The organism is Plesiocystis pacifica SIR-1 (assembly GCF_000170895.1).
GTDB lineage: Bacteria > Myxococcota_A > Polyangia > Nannocystales > Nannocystaceae > Plesiocystis > Plesiocystis pacifica.
On record NZ_ABCS01000054.1, the window covers coordinates 22,885 to 40,452 of the forward strand.

The window sequence follows — 17,568 nt, forward strand, 5'->3', positions numbered from 1 at the left end:
CCGGGGAGCTCGACCTCCACGGGGTGGCAGCGCGGCGCGATGGGCAAGGTGACGAGCTCGCCCTGGTCGCTGTTGGTCGCCCGGAACGAGCGGCCGTGGGCGGCGTAGTGGCCCCCGAGGCTGCGCGCCGTGACCACGATGCGCGACAGCTCGGCCTGGACGCCCACGGTGACCACGCCGCCCGTGAGCTTGAGCGACTCGAACAGCGGCGGCGAGCCCTCGAGGTGCTCGAGCATGAGCACGAGGACCCGCGGGTCTCGGAGGTTGTCGCTGGCCAGGCTGTCCGTGGCGCAGGCGACCCACAGGTCGTCCGCGGCCGCGCCGGCGAGGAGCTCGACCCGCGGGAGGCACTCGCCCCCGGCCTCGCAGACCTGGTCGCTGGCGTCGCCGCCCCAGGTCTTGGGGTCGAGGACCAAGGTCTGTCCGCCTGCGCCCTCGCCCTCGCCCTCGCCCTCGCTGGGCAACAGGATGTCGCTGAGGCGCTCGCGCGTCCGCGGGCCTTGGCCCTGGGAGACCACGCACAGGTGCGTGGGCACCTCGCCCACCTCCGGGCGCAGGTCGACGGTCACGACCCCGTAGGGCCGCGCGGCCTGGGCGAGGCTGGGCAGCGCGAAGGCGACGAGGAGGAAGGCGAGCAGGCAGCCCACGCGAGCGAGCGGGCTCGGGCCCAGGGGGTGGCGAGGTCGCGCGGTCATGAACAGTCCTCCGCGGGCGCGGGGCCGCACAGCGAGAAGCCAGCGCAGTTGCGCTGGGAGAAGTTGCGGGTTCGGCTGCGCCGCCGCTCGACCCGACACACGAAGCACTCGCTGCCCTTGCTCAGGTGCCCGCGGCGGCGGCCTCGGGTCAGCAGGGTGTAGCTGTCCTCGTGGAGGTGGCACCAGCCGTCGATCTTGACCGGGGGCGCGCCCACGCCCGGATCTGGCCCTGGCCCCGGCCCGGCGTCCGTGACTGGCTCGCCCTCGTCGGCAGCTCCGGTCTCGCTTCCAGTCTCGGAGGCCGCTCCCGTCTCGCCGCCGGTCTCACCGTCCGTGTCCCCGGACGCCTCCGTGCTGGTCTCGGCGACGGCCGCGGCCGCGCCGGTCTCCTGCGCGACGACGTCGCCCCCGGCCTCCAGCTCGGCATCACCATCGACTTCGACCTCGGCTCGTGACTCGAGCTTCGACTCCGAGCTCGCCGACGCCGCGTTGGCCGGGCCCGCGGGCCCCCCGGAGAGCATGCCGAGCTCGAGGGCCACGAGCGTCCCCGCGAGCGCGACCACGGCCGCCCCCGCCACGAGCCAGCTCCACGGAAAGCCGCTCGCCGGCGGCACCACGATGCTCGACCCGGACACGCTCACCGTGGCCGCCGACGCCCCGGGCACGGACACCCCGGCGGGATCGCGGAGCAGGGCCTCGAGCTCGGTGAGCAGCTCGGTGAGCTCGGGGTAGCGCGCGCTGGGATCGGCCGCCAGGCCCCGCGCGACGATGCGCCACAGCTGCGCGGGGACCTCCGATCCGCGGGCCTTCGGCTCGACCAGTCGACCCGCCCGGACGGCCTCGACGTGGGCGGCCATGGTGTCCTCGCCGAAGGGCCGCGCGCGGTAGATCCCCTCGTAGAGCGAGGCACAAAAGGCGAACTGATCGCTCGCCGGGCCTGCCCGACCGCCGGCGTAGAGCTCCGGAGCCATGTACAGCGGCGTGCCGATGAGCGCTCCGGTCTCGGTCAGCTGACCGGTGAGCGCCGAGGTCGGGAGGTAGGTCGGCATGCTGCCGAGCTCGTCGACGCCCTCTCCCGTGGCGAGGGCCTCCTCTGGCAAGCTCGCCCCGTCCCCATCGGTCTCCAGGCTCGTGTCGGCGCCCCCTGCCATGGCGACTGGCGACCGCGCCCGCGCGAGGCCAAAGTCGAGCACCCGGACCCGGCCGTCGTGGCCGACGAGCACGTTCTCGGGCTTGAAGTCGCGGTGCACCAGGCCGACGGCGTGGGCCGCCTCGAGGCCCCGGCCCGCGGCCAAAAAGACCTCCAGCACCCGCCGCCAGTCCCTCGGGTCGACGCCTTGAAGCCACTTGCGCAGGTCCGGCCCCGCGACGAGCTCCATGGCCACGAACACCTGCTGGTCCTCGACGCCGACGTCGTAGACGGTGATGACGTTGGGGTGGGAGAGCTTGGCGAGGGAGCGGGCCTCTCGCTGCATGCGCGCCCGGGCCCGATCGTCGTCCGCGGCGTCCGCGTGGAGCAGCTTGACGGCCACGGGCCGATCGAGGTCGGGATCGTGGGCGCGGTAGACCACGCCCATGCCGCCCGCGCCGAGGCGAGACTCCACCCGGTAGCGACCCACGAGGATGGGCTCGGCCTCCTCGGGCTCCGAAGCAAACAGCGCCGCCGCAATTCCCGCTCGGGCTCGCTTGGCTTCGACGTCTTCGTACTCCGGCGCAGCGTCGCGCAACGGATCTCCGGCTTCCTCGCTCATGCCTCCGCGGGGATGGTACCCGCTTTGAGGCCAGCGCAGCCATGGGGCCAAAGGGCGGCGAGTCGCCTTGCATCATGGGGAGGGCGGCTCAATCGAAGACGGGGCCCTCGGAGGTGCACCGGCCCGCCCCCGGGATCGTCTCCGACCCCGCCACGCACCACGCATGGCGGGCCCAGCCGACCCGGCCCCAGCGCGCGCGACGGGCCTCCTGAGCGGCCAGGCAAGCCGCCGCCTCGGCCTCCCCGGCCGGCTCCCGTGCGAGCGCGAGCAACCCCCGAATGTGCTCGCAGGTCCGCGCGGGCGAGGGCGCGGCGAGCACGAAGATCAGCGCCCCGACGCCCGCGAGCGCGGCCAGGGCTCCCCCGACCCCGAGCGCCACGAGGCCCCTTCGCCGTCCGCTCGGGCTCACCCGCGCGTTCTACCATCCCCACACTTTTCCGGGCATCGGGCCCCGCCAGCGTCTATGGTCTCGCCGTGATCGAGCGCGCGGGCGAGTTGGCGGCTCTGGGCACGGCGAGCTGCTGGGTCATCACGGCCCTGTCCTTCGAGGCCTCGGGCAAGCGCATCGGCTCCCTCAGCCTCAACCTCGTGCGCCTGACCCTGGCGATGGTGCCCCTGGCCGTGTGGGGCTGGTTCACCCGCGGGGCCGCCCTGCCCCTCGACGCCGATCTGCACACCTGGCTGTGGCTGGGCCTGTCCTCCCTGGTCGGCTTCGTGTTTGGCGACCTGTGCCTGTTTCGCGCCTTCGTCTACCTGGGCCCGCGGCTGACCACGCTGGTCATGGCCTCCGTGCCGGTGTGGGCGGCCCTGTTTGGCCTGGTGTTCCTCGGCGAGACCCTCGAGACCCGGGAGGTGCTCGGCATGGCGGCGACCGTGGGCGGCATCGCGTGGGCCGTGGCCAAGCGCGAGCGCCCGGCCGAGCCCGCTGCGGAAGACGAGAGCGAGGACGAAAACGAGAACGAGAGCGAGGGTGACGGGCCGCCCGCGCTCCCCGGCGGGCTCTTGGGCGTGCTCACCGGCGGCCTCGCCATGGCCCTCGCGGGCTCCCTGGGCCAGGCCGGCGGCCTCGTGCTCAGCAAGTACGGCATGGCCGACTACGACGCCTTCGCGGCCACCCAGATCCGGGTCATCGTCGCCGTGGCCGGCTTCGCCGTGGTCGTGACCGCGTCGAGCTGGTGGCCCAAGGTCCGCGTCGCCCTGCGCGACAAGCCGGCCATGGGCTTCGCCGCGATCGGGGCCATCTTCGGCCCCTTCCTGGGCGTCGGGCTGTCGCTCATCGCCGTCAAGCTGGCGCCCACCGGGGTCGCGGCCAGCCTCATGGCCCTGACCCCGATCCTGATGCTGCCGATCTCCTGGCTGCGCGGCGAGAAAATCGGCCTGGCCGGGCTACTGGGCGCGCTCATCGCCGTCGGCGGCGTCGCCCTGCTCCTGCTCTAGACCTCCTCGATCGCGTCGGCGAACTTGGCGATCACGTCGGGCCTCCGCGCGCCACGGCAAACCACCACGGGCCGGCCGACGACTTCGAGAACCCCGAGGGCGAGCTCGGCTACACCTGCCGCTTCACCGACCCCTACGGGCTGCCGCCGGAGACCAGCTACAGCATGTCGCACAACCTCGACGCCATGATCGCGCCGGAGCGGGTGGTCGATCGCTTCACCCACGCCGTGCCCCCGTTCACCGTCGACGCCCTCCGGACGCGCCCGAGCATCCTCGCGGCCAACGGCCACAACCGGACCTCCCACCCGGGGCCGACCTCAGCGACGCCACGCACGAGGGGGCGGTGCGCTCGGCGGTGGGCGTGTCGACTGCCCTCGGGACCGCTCGATCGAGCGAGGATTTACAGTCCGTTCACGCCCAGCCCTCCCCAATTGGGGGTACGCGGGCGCGCCTCGCCATCGATGGCGATATGGTCGGTCCGTGCGACCCCCTAGCTCGACGCCGCTCCTCGCTACCTGTGCGCTGTTGACCGTGGCCGCGGGGGGCTGCAAGAGCGAGGGCCCGGCCTCGGACACCAAGCCGGCCGCGGCCGCCGAAGCGAAGGCCGAGGCCCCCGAAGCCCCCGAAGCGTCTCCGAGTGAGGCCGCACCGAGCGAGGAGGAGGGCCCCAAGGTCCAGCTCGCGTTCAGCCGCGTCGGCCCCGAGCAACAGGCCGCCCTCGCCGAGCGCACCGGCGACGCCAAGCTGGCCGAGGCCGCCCTGCTCCTCGCGGTGCGCTACGAGGTCCCCGAGGGCTGGCACATCTACTGGCAAAACCCGGGCGAGACCGGCCTGCGCACCCAGATCAAAGCCCAGGTCGCAGACGGCAGCGGCGAGGCGGGCGAGACCCTCTACCCCGCCCCCGACGCCCTCGTGGGCCCTGGCGGACAGGTCAGCTACGGCTGGCACGAGGACGCCGTGCTGTTCGTGCCCGTGTTCGGCGAGACCCCCAGCGTCGACATCGACAGCCGCTGGCTGGTGTGCCGCGAGAGCTGCATCCGCGAGAAAAAGAAAGCCAGCCTGAGCCTCCCCGAGCTCGCCCAGGCCGAGGCCGCCGATCCCCTGCTCGCGGACATGCTGTCGCGAGTCCCCGAGCCCGCGGCTGAGCGCGTGACCGGGACCTGGCGAGCCGAGGCGGGCAAGGACAGCGCCCTGGTCCTCCAGGCCGAAGCTGGCGCCGTCGAGGCCTTCTTCCCCTTCGCCTCCGACGCCGCGCTGTTCGTGGCCAGCGAGGCCGAGGCTGGCGACGGCCTCGCCGTGCGCTACCGCTTCCAGGGCGCGCGCGAAACGTTCCCCGAGGGTCAGGGCGTCGTCCGCTGGAAGGACGGCGAGACCACGCGCTGGCTGACCCTCGCTCTCCCCTGGCCCGAGGCCTGAGCTCGGAGCCGAGCACCCCCTCAACCACACACCGCGAACGGACACCATGAAGCTCATCCACACCCTCCCCTGCCTGGCCCTCGCCCTGACCTTCGCCTGCTCGCAGCAAGCCGAAGAGCCCGCCAAGGAGCCCGCCGCCGACGCGGCCGAGGCCGAGCCCGCCGACGCCAAACCCGAAGCCGACGCCAAGCCCGAAGCCAAGGCCGGCGAGGCGCCCGAGGGTTACGAAGCCTACCTCGCCAACGCGCTCGGAGACCTGGGCGCGGGCAAGGCCGTGGCCATGGCCGAGAGCCAGCCCTACGGCTGCAGCGTCAAGTATGCCGACGCGGGCGGCGAGGCCTCGGCCAAGGTCGGCGAGCCGGCCCCCGCCTTCACCCTCAAGGACACCGCTGGCGCCGACGTCTCGCTCGCCGACTTCAAGGGCAAGACCGTCATCATCGAGTGGTTCAACCCCGACTGCCCCTTCGTGGTCTACGCCCACGGCGACGGCCCGCTCAACGACATGGCCAAGAAGACCGTCGACGCCGGCGGGGGTGAGGTCGTGTGGATCGCCATCAACTCCGGCGCCACCGGCAAGCAGGGCCACGGCGCCGAGCGCAACGAGCAGGCCCGCAAGGACTGGAAGCTCGACCACGCCGTGCTGCTCGACGAGGACGGCGCGGTCGGCCACATGTACGGGGCCAAGACCACGCCGCAGATGTACGTGGTCAACCCCGAGGGCGTGCTGGTCTACGCCGGCGGCCTCGACAACGCCCCCATGGGCGAAGTCCGCAGCTAGCACGGCGTAGGAGCGGAGCGACGAAGCGCCCCCGGCCTGGGACCGTGGGGCGTCGTCCAACTTCATCCCGCTGACAGCATCCCGCCTGACAGCATCCCCGCCTGACAGCATCCCCGCCTGACAGCATCCCCGCCTGACGGCACCCCCACCAAACAGCAGACTTCGACGACGCCAACTACCGCTCGGCTCCCCGCCTGACAGCGCCCCCGCCTGCGGGGGCGACCACACGCCCTCTCCAAGGCACGAGCCCCATTGCCCCACGACCAAAGCGGAGGAGCGGAGCGACGAAGCGCCCCCGGTCCCAGCCGCCTGCGGGGGCCTAACTGAGCGACGAAGCGCCCCCGGTCCCAGCCGCCTGCGGGGACCTAACTGAGCGACGAAGCGCCCCCGGTCCCAGCCGCCTGCGGGGGCCTAACTGAGCGACGAAGCGCCCCCGGCCCCAGCCGCCCGCGGGGGCCTAGCTCAGCCGCTCCATGCAGTACTTGAGCCCGTCCCGCAGCGTCGCGCAGGTCCGGACCTCCTCGAGGTTGGTCTCGAGGGTCACCAGGGTCTGGGCGACGGCGGGCTGAATCCCGGTCACGATGCACTGGGTCCCGAGCATCGCCGTCGCGCGGACGACCCGGAGCAGGTGGTCCGCCGTCGCGGTGTCGATGGTGTCCACGCCGGTCACGTCGATGAGCGCGAAGCGGGTCGACGAGGCCTGAATCGCTTCGAGCAGCCGCTCCATCAGGGCCTGGGCCCGCGTCGTGGTCAGCGATCCGAGCAGCGGAAGCGCGAGCACCCCGTCCCAGATCTGCAAAAGCGGAACCGAGAGCACGTCGAGGTCGCGCTGCTGCTGCTCGATGAGCTCCCTGGCCTGGTTTTGCGCTGCCGTGCGCACCTCGTTCTCGTAGCGCAACTTCTCGAGGGCCACGGCCAGGTCGGCCCGGGTCGCGTGGTCCGAGCCCAGCAATGCCTCCAGGGACTGCTCGATGGTCGTGTCCGAGGGCTCGACCACGAACTCGTCGTAGGGCTCGCCCTTGGCCTGGAACTTGGTCTGCTCCGCCCAACAATTGACCTCGAACAGCTTCGCGCACAGGCCCGAGAGCTTGCCCGCCAGCATGCTCGACCCCCAGCACAGCCCGAGGGCGCGCTGGTAGAGGGGCTCCCAGCCGTTGGTCACCCGGAACACCGCGCGCGGGGTCTCTCGATCGAGCGACACGACCTCCCAGCGTCCCCAGCCGCACGGCCACGCGACCCCGGAGAGCACCGCGAAGCCCTCCTCGAAGGTCGGCGACTGCGAGATCAGGGCCCAGTCCCCCTCGACGCTGTCCCGCCCGCCGCCTTGCATGGCGAGGTTGAAGCGCTCGGTCCCGACCATCCGCTGCATGCCTTGCATGAGCCCCGCGAGCGAGCTCTCGATCCAGATCGTCAAGGATGTACTGCCGCTGACTCGCAACAAGCCTTCGCCGAGATCCCAATCGAACTCGTGACCATGGACCTCGTGGGTAACTCGATTCGCCGCCTTCACCATCGACCCCTCGAGCCTAGCAAGCTACGCGGCCGCTCGCACTCGAAGGGCCTGTCGCAACCACCGCAACAATGACGATTCAACCCGCGCGTTCTTGCCGACGACCGAGCATGTCCAGACCCCAGGCACGGGCTTCGTCGAGGGTCTCGAAGGTCGAGACGTTGAACTCTGGATCGACCCAGTGCAGCGCGTCCATGGCGGCGTGAATCAGCGGGTTGGTCAGGACCATCGCGTCGCCCACGCGGACCCGATCGAGCAAGGGGCGCAGGCGAACGGTTTCTCGCAGAATCTGGCGACGGACGTAGCCTCGGGGCCGCTCCGCATCGAGCGCAACGGTGATGATGACGACCGATCGGCCCTCGGCCTCGAGCTCGTGGATCACGCGCTCTTGGAGCGCGAAGAAGTCCCTGACCAGCGGCGCCGTGGCTTCCCCCGTCCAGTGCACCAAGAGCAGCGGCAATTCGCGCGTGTCCATGACCACGCGGTGCTCGCCGTCTTCGACGGTGTAGAGCGAGTCCACGACGCAGGCATGGCACAACCTGCGCGCCTTGTCACCCCTCCGCGGAACACGCAGGTGACGCAGCCGTCGTTCATTTCGACAGTTCGCTTTCGCCCTGCCGACACGCCGCTCCAACTCCGCGCATAGCCATCATTGGGTGCCGTCATTCACCCCAATGACAGATCACCACACTGCCACCTTCGATGCGCAAACTCCGACGGCATCGACGCAGGCATTGCGGCACCTTCAGGGCCGCAGGAACTCGCCGCAAAAGCGCTCGGTCGCCGGGTCCGCAGGCAGGTAGGTCTCGATCACCAGCTCGTCGAGGGCCACGTTGCGCGACTCGCTAAAGCGCGTGAGCAGCATGGTGAAGGCCAGCTCGAGCCCCCCGGGCAGGGCGAGGCGGAGCAGCTGCACGGGCTCGCCGTCGGCCGAAAAGTCCGGCTCGCGCCAGTTCGCCGGCACGCCGGGGTAGGCCTGCATGGCCGCGATCAAGCTGCGCATCTCGGCGTCGCCGGTCAGCAGGGCGCGCTCGTGCAGGCGCGTCAGCATGACCCGGGCGAGGGCCTCCCAGTCGCGCACGAAGGGCCGGGCGAGCTTGGGATCGAAGAGCGCGTGGAGCATGTTGGGCGGGTCTTGGGTCGGCTCGGCGAAGACCACGGCGAACAGGGCCAGGGCCGCGGCGTTGGCCTGCAGCACGTTGTAGCAGCGGTCCATGACGACGACGGGGCAAGGCTCGAAGCGCCGCAGCATGTCGTCGAGGACGGCCTGGATCGCCGCCGGCACCTCGCGGGGCTCGGCGAAGGCCGGGGCGAAGCCGGCGGCCGCCAGCAAGGTGTTGCGCTCGCGCAGGGGCAGGCCCAGGACCTTGCCCAGGCGCAGGACCATGGCCTCGCTGGGCTTGGCCCGGCCGGTCTCGAGGAAGCTGATGTGGCGCGCGGACACGTCGGCCGCGACGGACAGATCGAGCTGGCTCTGCCCTCGCTTGCGCCGCCAAAAGCGGAGCTGAGCCGCGAACAAACCAGCGCCTTCGGGGACCTCGGCCATGGTCCACGAGTAGCGCATCGTCGAGCGCCGCGCACTTACCTGATCAGGTCATGGCCCCGAGCCAAGCTCGCCCCGTGGCCAGGCGAGACGGCTGTGGGGGTAGAGCAGCACTCAGCGGTAGGGGTCTCCGATCCAGCGCGCGTCGTAGATGCCGCGCTCGCGGTCGCGGGCCTCGAGGTAGATGTCCAGGGCCGAGAACTGCCGCGGGCCCGGTCCAGGATCGGGGAAGTGCAGGCCCACGTCGAGGACCCGCGCGCCCTCGGGGCCGGCGCGCAGCCAGTGGATGTTGGCGCGGGCCCGCGTGAGGCTCGAGCAACGCCCGGGGGACAGGCGCACGCGCTGCACCTCCGCGACCTGAAACACCCGGCCGTCGACGCGGGCCGGATCGGGGTCTGGCGCGGGCGCCCCCGCGAGCGGCTCGTAGTGGCGGACCTGCGCCTCCCCGCTCAGCCCCACGCTGACGAAGTCGTAGCCCACATGGTTGTGCGCCGGGACCACGGCGTGGGGCCCCAGCTCGAGCTCGACGAGCAGCAGCGCGCCCTCGACCCGCACCGGGCCCGAGCGCAGCCCCTCGCCAAAACTCGTCAGCGCTTCGGCCCGCGGCACCCTGCCCGGCTCGAAGCGGCTGAGCGAGGCGCACAGCTCGTGGACCAGGGCGTCCTCGGCCCGGGCGTCGTGGGGCTGCCCCGCGGCGATGGCCCGGCCCCGCTCGGCCCACGCGTCCAGCCAAGCGTCAAAGCCCGAGGGGCCGATCGGCGCGCCGCCCCTGCCCCCGCGTCGGCTCGCGCAGGCGGACAGGGCGAAGATGGCGGGCGCGGCCAGGGCACCGCGCAGCAGGTGTCGACGGCTGCGGACGAAGCTCATGGCCCCACTGTGGACCGCGCCCCCTTCTCCGCGCTTCTTCGAGCTTGCGAATTTGCGTCCCGGACCCGCGCCGGGCTCACGCCAAAGCGGCGCTTGAAGGCCGTCGAGAAGCTGCCCAGGCTCGACCAGCCCACCTCGAACACGACCTCGCTGACCGCCAGCTCGCGAGCGCGCAGCAGCTCGTGGGCCCGGAGCAGGCGCTGCTCGCTGACGTAGCGCGCGGGCGTCGTGCCCACGACCGCGCGAAAGGACCGGTGGAAGTGGTAGCTCGACAGGGCCGCGACCCGGGCCAGGGTGTCGAGGCACAGATCGCCGTCGAGGGTGGCGTGGATGTAGTCCCGCGCCCGGTGGACCCGGCGGTAGAGCTCCTCGCGGGTCGCCGCGCGCGCGGCCGGCAGCTCGGCGATGCGCTCGCGCTCGTCGACGAACTCGAGCAGCACGCGGTCGAGCAAGCGCAGCAGCGCGTCGTGGGCCTCCCCCTCGCCCTGAATCGCGCGGCGCAGCCGCTGGGCGTCCGCCAACAGGTCGAGGCTGGGCTGGCGCAGGCGCTCGACGAACTCGGGGGTCCGCGCGTCGACGTCCCGCGGGCGATCGAGGAGCGCGCCGAGGTCCAGCCTTCGCGCCCGGACCGCCTCGCGGACCAGCGCGTCGGCGAAGAAGGGGCACAGGGTCTCGATGTCCTCGTCCTCGATGGTCAGCGAGTAGTGCTGGCCCGCGTTGAGGATGAGCACCGATCCGGGCGTGACGAGGTGCTCGGTCGTCCCGGTCCGCCAGCGCCCCCGCCCCCGGAGCATCATCTTGAGCGAGAGCGGCCCGGCGTAGCCTGGCATGTGGTAGCGCCCGACTCGACCCGACATCACCCCGCCGTGACACGCGAGCGCAGCCCCGCTCGGGTTGACCAGCACCCTCCGCCCAGCCTGCGTCACGGCGCCATTGTAGCCCTCGCCCCGCTCGCGGGTGCTAGGAAGGGCCATGGCCCTCAACCTCCACTACCACCCCCACTCCCGCGCCGCGGGCATCGTCTGGGCCCTCGAAGAGCTCGGCCTCGACTACGCGCTGACCTTCGTCGACTTCCCCAGCGGGGCGAACCAACGCGACGCGTTCCGGGCCCTCAACCCCATGGGCAAGATCCCGACCCTCGTCGAGACCCGCGACGAGCAGACCGTCGTCGTGACCGAGGCCGCCGCCATCGCCCTCTACCTCGGCGACCGCTACGGCCTCGGCACCCTCGCCCCCGCCCCCGACGACCCGGCCCGCGCCGACTACCTGCGCTGGAGCTTCTACTCGCCCTCGGTCATCGAGCCCGGCGCCATGGCCCAGGCCGCGGGCTGGGAGTTCAAGGCCGGCTCGGCGGGCTGGGGGACCTACGCCAACATGCTCGACACCATCGAGGCCGCCATCGGCGACGGCCCCTTCCTGCTCGGCGAGCGCTTCACCATGGCCGACGTGGTGTTCGGCGGCACCGTGCGCTGGATGACCGCCTTCGGGATGCTCGAAAAGCGGCCGAGCTACGTGCGCTACGTCGAGGCCCTCGACGCCCGCCCGGCCTACCAGCGCTCCGAGGCCGTGCACGCCGAGCAGCGCGAGCAGCACGGCTTGTAGAGCCTGCGCACGTCAGCGCACCCAGACGACGTAGGCGACGCCCGGGTTGGGGTAGAACACCGTCGGCCCGGCGCCGTAGTTGGCGTACATCCAGGTCGAGGCATCGCCGCCGCACATCGTGAGCCCGAGGTTGTACTCGCCGCTGAAGCCCGTCAGCGAGAAGTCCCAGCCCGAGCCCAGGGAGGCGTGGCCCTTGCAGTCCGCCGGCGCCCCCGGAGGCTGGTTGACCTGGCTGACGCCCGCGTCGGTATAGGACGCGTCGCCGCCACACCAGTAGTAGCCGTTGGGGTCGTTCCACAGCAGGTAGCCGTCCTCGCCAAAGTCGATGCGCAGCTCCTCCCGGTCGATCCACTCGCTGACGTAGGTCTCGGCTCCGCTGGCGTAGGCCGCGAGGCGCAGGTCCTCGTAGCCGAAGGAGTTGAGGTCGAGCCAGGCCTGCACCGCCCCCGCGTTGTCGCTCGAGGCCAGCGCCGGATCGACGGCCAGCGCCGTCGTCGAGACGTAGCCCGCCCCGAAGTCCCCGATGTAGGTGCCCTCATTGACGGAGTTGATGATCAGGGCCGCGGTCGCGCTCTCGTCGACGGCGCACCACACCTCGAGGGGCGCCTCGCCCACGTCGACGCCGTCGGGGTCGATCAGGTAGAGGCCGTCCTCCCCGGCCGCGCCCGTCTCGACGATGGTCCGGCAGCTCGCGCCCAGGGGGCACAGGTCGTCGGCGTCGGGGTAGGCGTCGGGGTCGTTGTCGTTGCAGTCGCCGCCGACGGTCGAGGTGTCCGGGGGCTGCTCGCAGCCCATCGTCCCCTCGCCGACGCCGAAGCCGTCCATGTCCGCGTCGGTGTAGAAGGTCTGCGCGTCGACGGCGTCGTTGTCCGCCACCTCGTCGCAGTCGTTGTCCTGGCCGTCGCAGACCTCCTCGTTGCCCGGGTAGTTGTCCGGGTCGTCGTCGTCGCAGTCCATGCTCGCCGGGACGCCGTCCATGTCCATGTCGGGGTCGTCCTCGGTCTCCGTCGACTCGGTCTCGGTCTCGGTCTCCGTCTCCGTCTCCGTCTCCGTCTCGGTTTCGGTCTCGGTCTCGGTCTCCGTCTCGGTCTCCGTCTCGGTCTCGGTCGTCTCGGCCTCCGTGCCGGCTTCCGCGTCCCCGCTGGTGCTGTCCGTGCTCGACTCGGTGTCCGTGTCGGTCTCCGTCGCGCCGATCTCATCGCCGCCGCCTCCACCACCGTCGTCACCACATCCAGCGATCGCGGTCGCACCCAAGAGCAGCGAGGTCAGGAAGATGTCTCGTTTCATGACTCTAGAGTGCGCGCAGCCCGGTTGCCGATCCATCGACATTCATGGCAGGCGGCCATGATTTTTGGACCGCGCGCGCGCTGGCGCTCACGGCTGGGCGCCGCCCAAGCCACGCGGCTGGGCCTCTTTGGCGCCCCCCACCAGGCACCGCCGCCAGCGCCCGTCAGCGGGTCAGCTCGTCGAGGCGGGCGAGGCGTTTCTTGGCCAGGGGGCTCCCGAGCGCCTGCGCCTTTTCGTACTCGGCGCGCGCGTTCGAGTAGCGCAGGACCTTGAGGTAGGCGTCGCCGAGCAGCAGGCGCACGCCCTCGTCCCGGGGCCGCAGCCGGCTGGCCTTCTTGGCGTAGCCGAGGGCCTCCCCGTAGGCCCCGAGGTCGAAGTGGATCCGCGCCAGGCCCTCGACGGCGCTGGCGTTGCGCGAGTCGGCGGCGATGGCCTTGTGGAACAGCCGCTCGGCCTTGTCGCGCTTGCCCTTGGCGAGGGCGTCGTTGCCCTGCTTGGCCAGCGCCCGGGCGCGCTGGCGGTCGGCGGCCGAGTCCTTGCTCCCGGTCTCCTCGATCCCCGGAACCGCCGCGGCCGCGGCCGCCTCTTCGATCTCGGCCCGGAGCTCGTCCTCGCCCACCAAGTCGACGAGCAGCCCCTGCGTGTGCGCCCCTCCAGGCCCGCGCTTGGGGTCCTGGACGATCGAGCGCACCTTCTTGCGGCGCTTGCCTTCGTCGCGCTCGGCCAGGGCCGCGAGCATCTCGCCCGCGGCCAGCTCGGCCTCGCTGAACTCGCCCCGGGCCGCCCGCGCCCCCGCGTCGGCGAGCTGGGCGTTGGTCAGGGCCACGCGCCCCCCCGCGTGCTTGTTGTCGGGGTCGAAGATCAGCGCCTGGGCGTAGTATTCGACGGCGAAGGGGCGCCCGTGGTCCTTGTCCCAGTACTCGTCGCCGAGCCGGATCAAGGTCGCGGCGAACTCCGCCCGCAACAGGTCGGCGTAGCTCCACGCGATGTAGTCCTTGGGCGCCGCCCGCTCTTCGATGGCGAGCACCCAGGTCTGGGCGGTCTTGAACTCGCGGTCGCTGGGCGGCGGGTAGACCCAGTAGGCCTGGGCGCCGGCGGCCCGGGCCTCGGCGGCGTAGTCCTCGACCCACTTGCGGCTGTTGACCACCTGCTGCTGCTGAGGGTCCGGGCGGCTGCGCGTCGCCAGGCCCACGATGACGAGCACGGCGAGCAAGGCCGCGACCACGCCAGCGCCGATCAAGACTCGCCGATCCAGGGCGCCGCCGATGCGCGGTCGGGGCATCGAGGCCGCGAGCTGCTCGCGCCGCTCCTCGTCCACGGGCGGCAGCGCCAGGTCGTCCCAGGGCGTGGTGAAGCCCGCGGCGATCTGGATCTCGCACAGCGCGGCCTCGAGCTCCGCCGCGCTCGCGTAGCGGTCCTCGGGGCGCTTGGCCAGGCAGCGCGTGAGCACCTCGTCGAGCTCCTCGGGCAGATCGGGCAGGCGCCCCGTGAGCGAGTCGGGCTGGGCCTCGAGGTGCTGATCGAAGATCTCGAGCAGCTTGCCCTGGAAGGGCGTCTCGCCGCTGATCATCTCGTAGGCGAGGCAGCCGAGGGCGTAGATGTCGAGGCGCCCGTCAAAGCCCTCGCCCATGATCTGCTCGGGCGCCATGTAGGGCGGCGTGCCAGCGATCAGCTCGGCCTGGGCCTTGAACTCCGCCGCGATGCCAAAGTCGACGACCCGGACCATGTCCTCGCGGTTGCCCTCGTGGAGCTGCAAGAGCACGTTCTCGGGCTTGAGGTCGCGGTGCGCGAGGCCGCAGGTGTGGATGGCCTCGAGGGCCTTGCACAGCTGCCGCAAGATCGGCAGCGCGCGCTCGAGGGGCAGGCGGCCGTAGTCTTCGAGGACCGAGTGCAGGCTCAGATCGCGCAGCAGCTCCATGGCGTAGAACGGCCGGCCGTCGGGCAGCTCGCCAAAGTCGAGGACGTCGACGACGAAGCGCGACTCGACGCGCGCGATGGTCCGCGCCTCGTCGATGAAGCGCTCCGCGAGGGCCGCGTCTGCGCCGTGCTTGATGACCTTGATGGCCACGGAGCGCTCGATGTCGACGTGCTCGGCCTCGAACACCTCGCCCATGCCGCCCTCCCCCAGCCAGCTCGTCAGGCGGTAGCGCGTGTTCGGAATGCGCTTGCCCATGCCCAGCCGGATCTGCTTCTCGACGGGCCGCCAGTCGTCGCTGCCCTCGGCGTCGGCGAATCTCGCAAAGGTCTGACGCTCGCTCGCGCCCTCCCCCCGCTGCTCGTTCGTGCCCGTGAGGGTCTCGCTCGCCTCCGCGTCGTGCTCGGATTCGGACGTTGGATCGAACTTGGGCACGGTCCCGGCGTCCGCGCTCGCGCTTTCGGGCGATGGCGAGGCGGCTGGCAGCGTCGGGCTCTCGTCCGGCGCTGGTGGGTGGCGGGTGGCGACGGCGGTCTTCACAGCGTGAAGCGAACATATCCTGATATGGGAGTGCCCCACAACACGTCGACAACAGGGCACTATCGCGCTGGCGCCTGCTCGAGCGGCGCCAGCAGCACCGTCGGATCCCAGCGGATCCGACTCGCCTTCGGGCCCACCGATCCCCTCGTCCGCCGGACGGGGACGCGCGCGCGTGCCTCTCAGCCGCCCGAGCCAGGCACCCTCGATGTGCTATGCGATGTCCATGTCCGTGTCCCGGTCCCGCCTCGCACCGACCGCGGCGTCCCTGCTCCTGGGCTGTGCGAGCTTGAACCCGGACTACGACGGCGGCGCTGAGACGGGCGAGTCAGACGCGGCCGAGATCGGCGACGCCGACGAGGGCACGGGCTCGACCGGAGGCAGCGGCACGGCGGGCACGACCGACTCGACCGACTCGACCACCGCCGACACCAGCGAGACCGACACCGGCGGCGCCGGGATCTGCCGCGGCTCCGAACGCTTTTGCGACGAGGTCGGCGCCTACTGCGACGAGCAGGGCGACCTCGTGCGCTGCGAATTCCTCGAGGTCTCGGGCTGCATCGGGCACACCATCACCGACTGCGAGACCCAGCTCGGCCCCGGGGCGATCTGCCAGGTCGAGGGCGAGGGTGCCGCCTGCGCGCAGCCGGGCACGAGCTTCTCCCTGACCGAGCTGTGCGCCAGCGGCCTCGAGCTGTTCGGCGACGCGGGCTGCTACTACGCCGGTCAGGCCCCCATCGGCGTGACCGTCACCCAGCCCCTCGAGGACACCCGCGGCGGCGTGTTCTACCCAGCCCCCATGCCCCTGGCCAAGTTCTCGACGAGCTTCAGCTTCGAGCTGCGCGACGTCGGCGGGGGCACGGACGCCAACGGCATCTCCGGCGCCGACGGGCTGTCGCTGATCATCCACGGCGACCCCGGCTACACCACGGGCTTCCTCGGCTACACCATGCTCGACAGCTACGTGGCCGTGGAGTTCGACACCTGGAAGAACAACAACGACGACTCCTCCAACCACGTCGGGGTCATGCTAAACGGCTCGAGCCACGGCCCCAGCCAGCCCGAGGTGGCGATCCCCGGCAGCTTCGAGGATGGCTCGGTCTGGTACGCGTGGGTCGACTACGACGGCGCGGCGCTCCGGGTCTACGTCAGCTCGGGGCCCGACAAGCCCGGCGCGCCGGTGCACAGCCAGGCCGTCGACCTCAGCGCCCACCTCGGCGCCAGCTCGGGCCGCTTCGGCTTCGGCGGATCGACCGGTTCGGGTTGGGAGAGCAGCATCGTGCGCTCTTGGACCTACGTTGGCCAAGACGCGCCCTGAGCCCCCGTGCTATGGGGGCCCGCGATGGTCCACACGATCCTCACCCACCCCGGCGGCGCCCACAAAGATGACCTGCTCGCGGTCTGCGTGCTGATCGCCGAGCACGGCGCGCCCGTCGTGCGCCGCGATCCGAGCCCCGAGGAGCTCGCCGATCCGGGCGTGGCGATCGTCGACGTCGGCGGCAGCCACGACCCGGCGCGGATGAACTTCGACCACCACCACTTCGAGCGCGGCCACCCGCCGACCTGCGCCCTGAGCCTGGTCCTCGACGCCCTCGGCCTCTACCGCGACGCCCTGCACTTTTGCGACTGGCTCGAACCCGCCGAGTGGTTCGACTCGCGCGGGCCGACCAAGACCGCCAAGTGGCTCGGCGTCCCCCGCCGCGCCATCGCCCAGCTCCACTCGCCCATCGACGTGACCTTGCTGCGCCGCTTCGCCGCCTGCTCGAGCCTCGCCCCCGGCGAGACCCTCTACGAGTTCATGCGCCTGGTCGGCGAGGACCTGCTCGCCTACCTCCGGGGCATCCGGGCGCGGCTCGACGCGATCGCCGACCAGGTCGAGCGCTGGGAGCTCGACGAGGGCCTGGTCGTGTTCTTGCCCCGGACCGAGCCGCTCATCGACGAGCCCAGCGCGGCCGCTCACCAGTACGTGCGCAGCGAGGAGCTCGGCGCGCGGGTGATCGCGACCGTCTACCCCGATCGCCGCGGCGGCGGCTACGGCATCGCGCGCTACGAAGACCACCCCGACCTGGACTTTGGCCGGGTCGAGGCACAGGCGGACGTCCACTTCGCCCACAAGAGCGGGTTCATGTGCAAGACCAGCGCGACCCAGGCCGAGCGCCTGCGCGCGTTGATCTCGGCGGCCTGGACCGCCGGGTAGGGCCTACTGACCCGGCGCCTCGGAGCGGAGCGG

15 protein-coding genes are annotated in these 17,568 nt (G+C 71.8%); 6 read left to right on the forward strand and 9 right to left on the reverse strand.

Annotated elements, in window-relative coordinates; all coding sequences use genetic code 11:
• Positions 1-691: 691 nt before the first annotated feature.
• Both PPSIR1_RS43695 and PPSIR1_RS49545 read right to left on the reverse strand, forming a co-directional pair.
• On the reverse strand, positions 692-2,446 hold the full coding sequence (locus tag PPSIR1_RS43695) for a serine/threonine-protein kinase (RefSeq protein WP_006973865.1): 1,755 nt from the start codon (positions 2,444-2,446) through the stop codon (positions 692-694).
• An 88-nt stretch (positions 2,447-2,534) separates the two neighbouring features.
• Positions 2,535-2,855 (reverse strand): hypothetical protein, encoded by a 321-nt coding sequence (locus tag PPSIR1_RS49545; RefSeq protein WP_198154603.1) that lies wholly within the window; start codon positions 2,853-2,855, stop codon positions 2,535-2,537.
• 65 nt (positions 2,856-2,920) lie between these two features.
• On the opposite strand from PPSIR1_RS49545, the gene PPSIR1_RS24530 reads away from it, so the two are divergent.
• The 3 genes from PPSIR1_RS24530 to PPSIR1_RS24540 all read left to right on the forward strand — a co-directional run bounded on the left by PPSIR1_RS24530 (position 2,921) and on the right by PPSIR1_RS24540 (position 6,077).
• Entirely contained in the window at positions 2,921-3,883 is a 963-nt protein-coding gene (locus tag PPSIR1_RS24530) for a DMT family transporter (protein ID WP_006973867.1), read from the forward strand.
• A 480-nt stretch (positions 3,884-4,363) separates the two neighbouring features.
• Positions 4,364-5,299 (forward strand): protein-disulfide reductase DsbD domain-containing protein, encoded by a 936-nt coding sequence (locus tag PPSIR1_RS24535; protein WP_157595936.1) that lies wholly within the window; start codon positions 4,364-4,366, stop codon positions 5,297-5,299.
• A 46-nt stretch (positions 5,300-5,345) separates the two neighbouring features.
• Entirely contained in the window at positions 5,346-6,077 is a 732-nt protein-coding gene (locus PPSIR1_RS24540) for a redoxin domain-containing protein (RefSeq protein ID WP_006973870.1), read from the forward strand.
• Between the two features lie 457 nt (positions 6,078-6,534).
• Here PPSIR1_RS24540 and PPSIR1_RS24545 read toward each other — a convergent pair whose 3' ends face one another.
• From PPSIR1_RS24545 to PPSIR1_RS43700, 5 genes are all read right to left on the reverse strand, one after another.
• Complete coding sequence (locus PPSIR1_RS24545) at positions 6,535-7,491, reverse strand: STAS domain-containing protein (RefSeq protein WP_006973871.1); 957 nt, start codon at positions 7,489-7,491, stop codon at positions 6,535-6,537.
• A gap of 175 nt (positions 7,492-7,666) precedes the next feature.
• Entirely contained in the window at positions 7,667-8,107 is a 441-nt protein-coding gene (locus tag PPSIR1_RS24550; protein WP_006973872.1) for a hypothetical protein, read from the reverse strand.
• Between the two features lie 225 nt (positions 8,108-8,332).
• The gene (locus PPSIR1_RS24555) at positions 8,333-9,133 is read right to left on the reverse strand and encodes a helix-turn-helix domain-containing protein (RefSeq protein ID WP_045116678.1); all 801 of its coding nucleotides are present in this window, start codon (positions 9,131-9,133) and stop codon (positions 8,333-8,335) included.
• 111 nt (positions 9,134-9,244) lie between these two features.
• Complete coding sequence (locus PPSIR1_RS24560) at positions 9,245-9,997, reverse strand: cupin domain-containing protein (RefSeq protein ID WP_006973874.1); 753 nt, start codon at positions 9,995-9,997, stop codon at positions 9,245-9,247.
• A complete protein-coding gene (locus tag PPSIR1_RS43700; RefSeq protein ID WP_086001664.1) occupies positions 9,994-10,971 on the reverse strand; it encodes a helix-turn-helix domain-containing protein in 978 nt (325 codons plus the stop codon). The genes PPSIR1_RS24560 and PPSIR1_RS43700 overlap by 4 nt, the downstream gene beginning before the upstream one ends.
• On the opposite strand from PPSIR1_RS43700, the gene PPSIR1_RS24570 reads away from it, so the two are divergent.
• Entirely contained in the window at positions 10,970-11,599 is a 630-nt protein-coding gene (locus PPSIR1_RS24570; RefSeq protein ID WP_006973876.1) for a glutathione S-transferase family protein, read from the forward strand. The genes PPSIR1_RS43700 and PPSIR1_RS24570 overlap by 2 nt on opposite strands.
• A gap of 12 nt (positions 11,600-11,611) precedes the next feature.
• Here PPSIR1_RS24570 and PPSIR1_RS43705 read toward each other — a convergent pair whose 3' ends face one another.
• Positions 11,612-12,886 carry a MopE-related protein gene (locus PPSIR1_RS43705; RefSeq protein ID WP_006973877.1) on the reverse strand — a complete coding sequence of 425 codons (1,275 nt, stop codon included), beginning with the start codon at positions 12,884-12,886 and terminating at the stop codon, positions 11,612-11,614.
• Positions 12,887-13,049: 163 nt separating this feature from the next.
• Positions 13,050-15,236, reverse strand: coding sequence for a serine/threonine-protein kinase (locus PPSIR1_RS43710; RefSeq protein ID WP_157595937.1), 2,187 nt, complete (start codon positions 15,234-15,236; stop codon positions 13,050-13,052).
• 328 nt (positions 15,237-15,564) lie between these two features.
• On the opposite strand from PPSIR1_RS43710, the gene PPSIR1_RS24585 reads away from it, so the two are divergent.
• Positions 15,565-16,656: an L-type lectin-domain containing protein gene (locus PPSIR1_RS24585; RefSeq protein ID WP_157595938.1), complete on the forward strand. Its 1,092-nt coding sequence runs from the start codon at positions 15,565-15,567 to the stop codon at positions 16,654-16,656.
• Between the two features lie 24 nt (positions 16,657-16,680).
• Positions 16,681-17,535 (forward strand): MYG1 family protein, encoded by an 855-nt coding sequence (locus tag PPSIR1_RS24590; RefSeq protein ID WP_006973880.1) that lies wholly within the window; start codon positions 16,681-16,683, stop codon positions 17,533-17,535.
• Positions 17,536-17,568 lie beyond the last annotated feature (33 nt).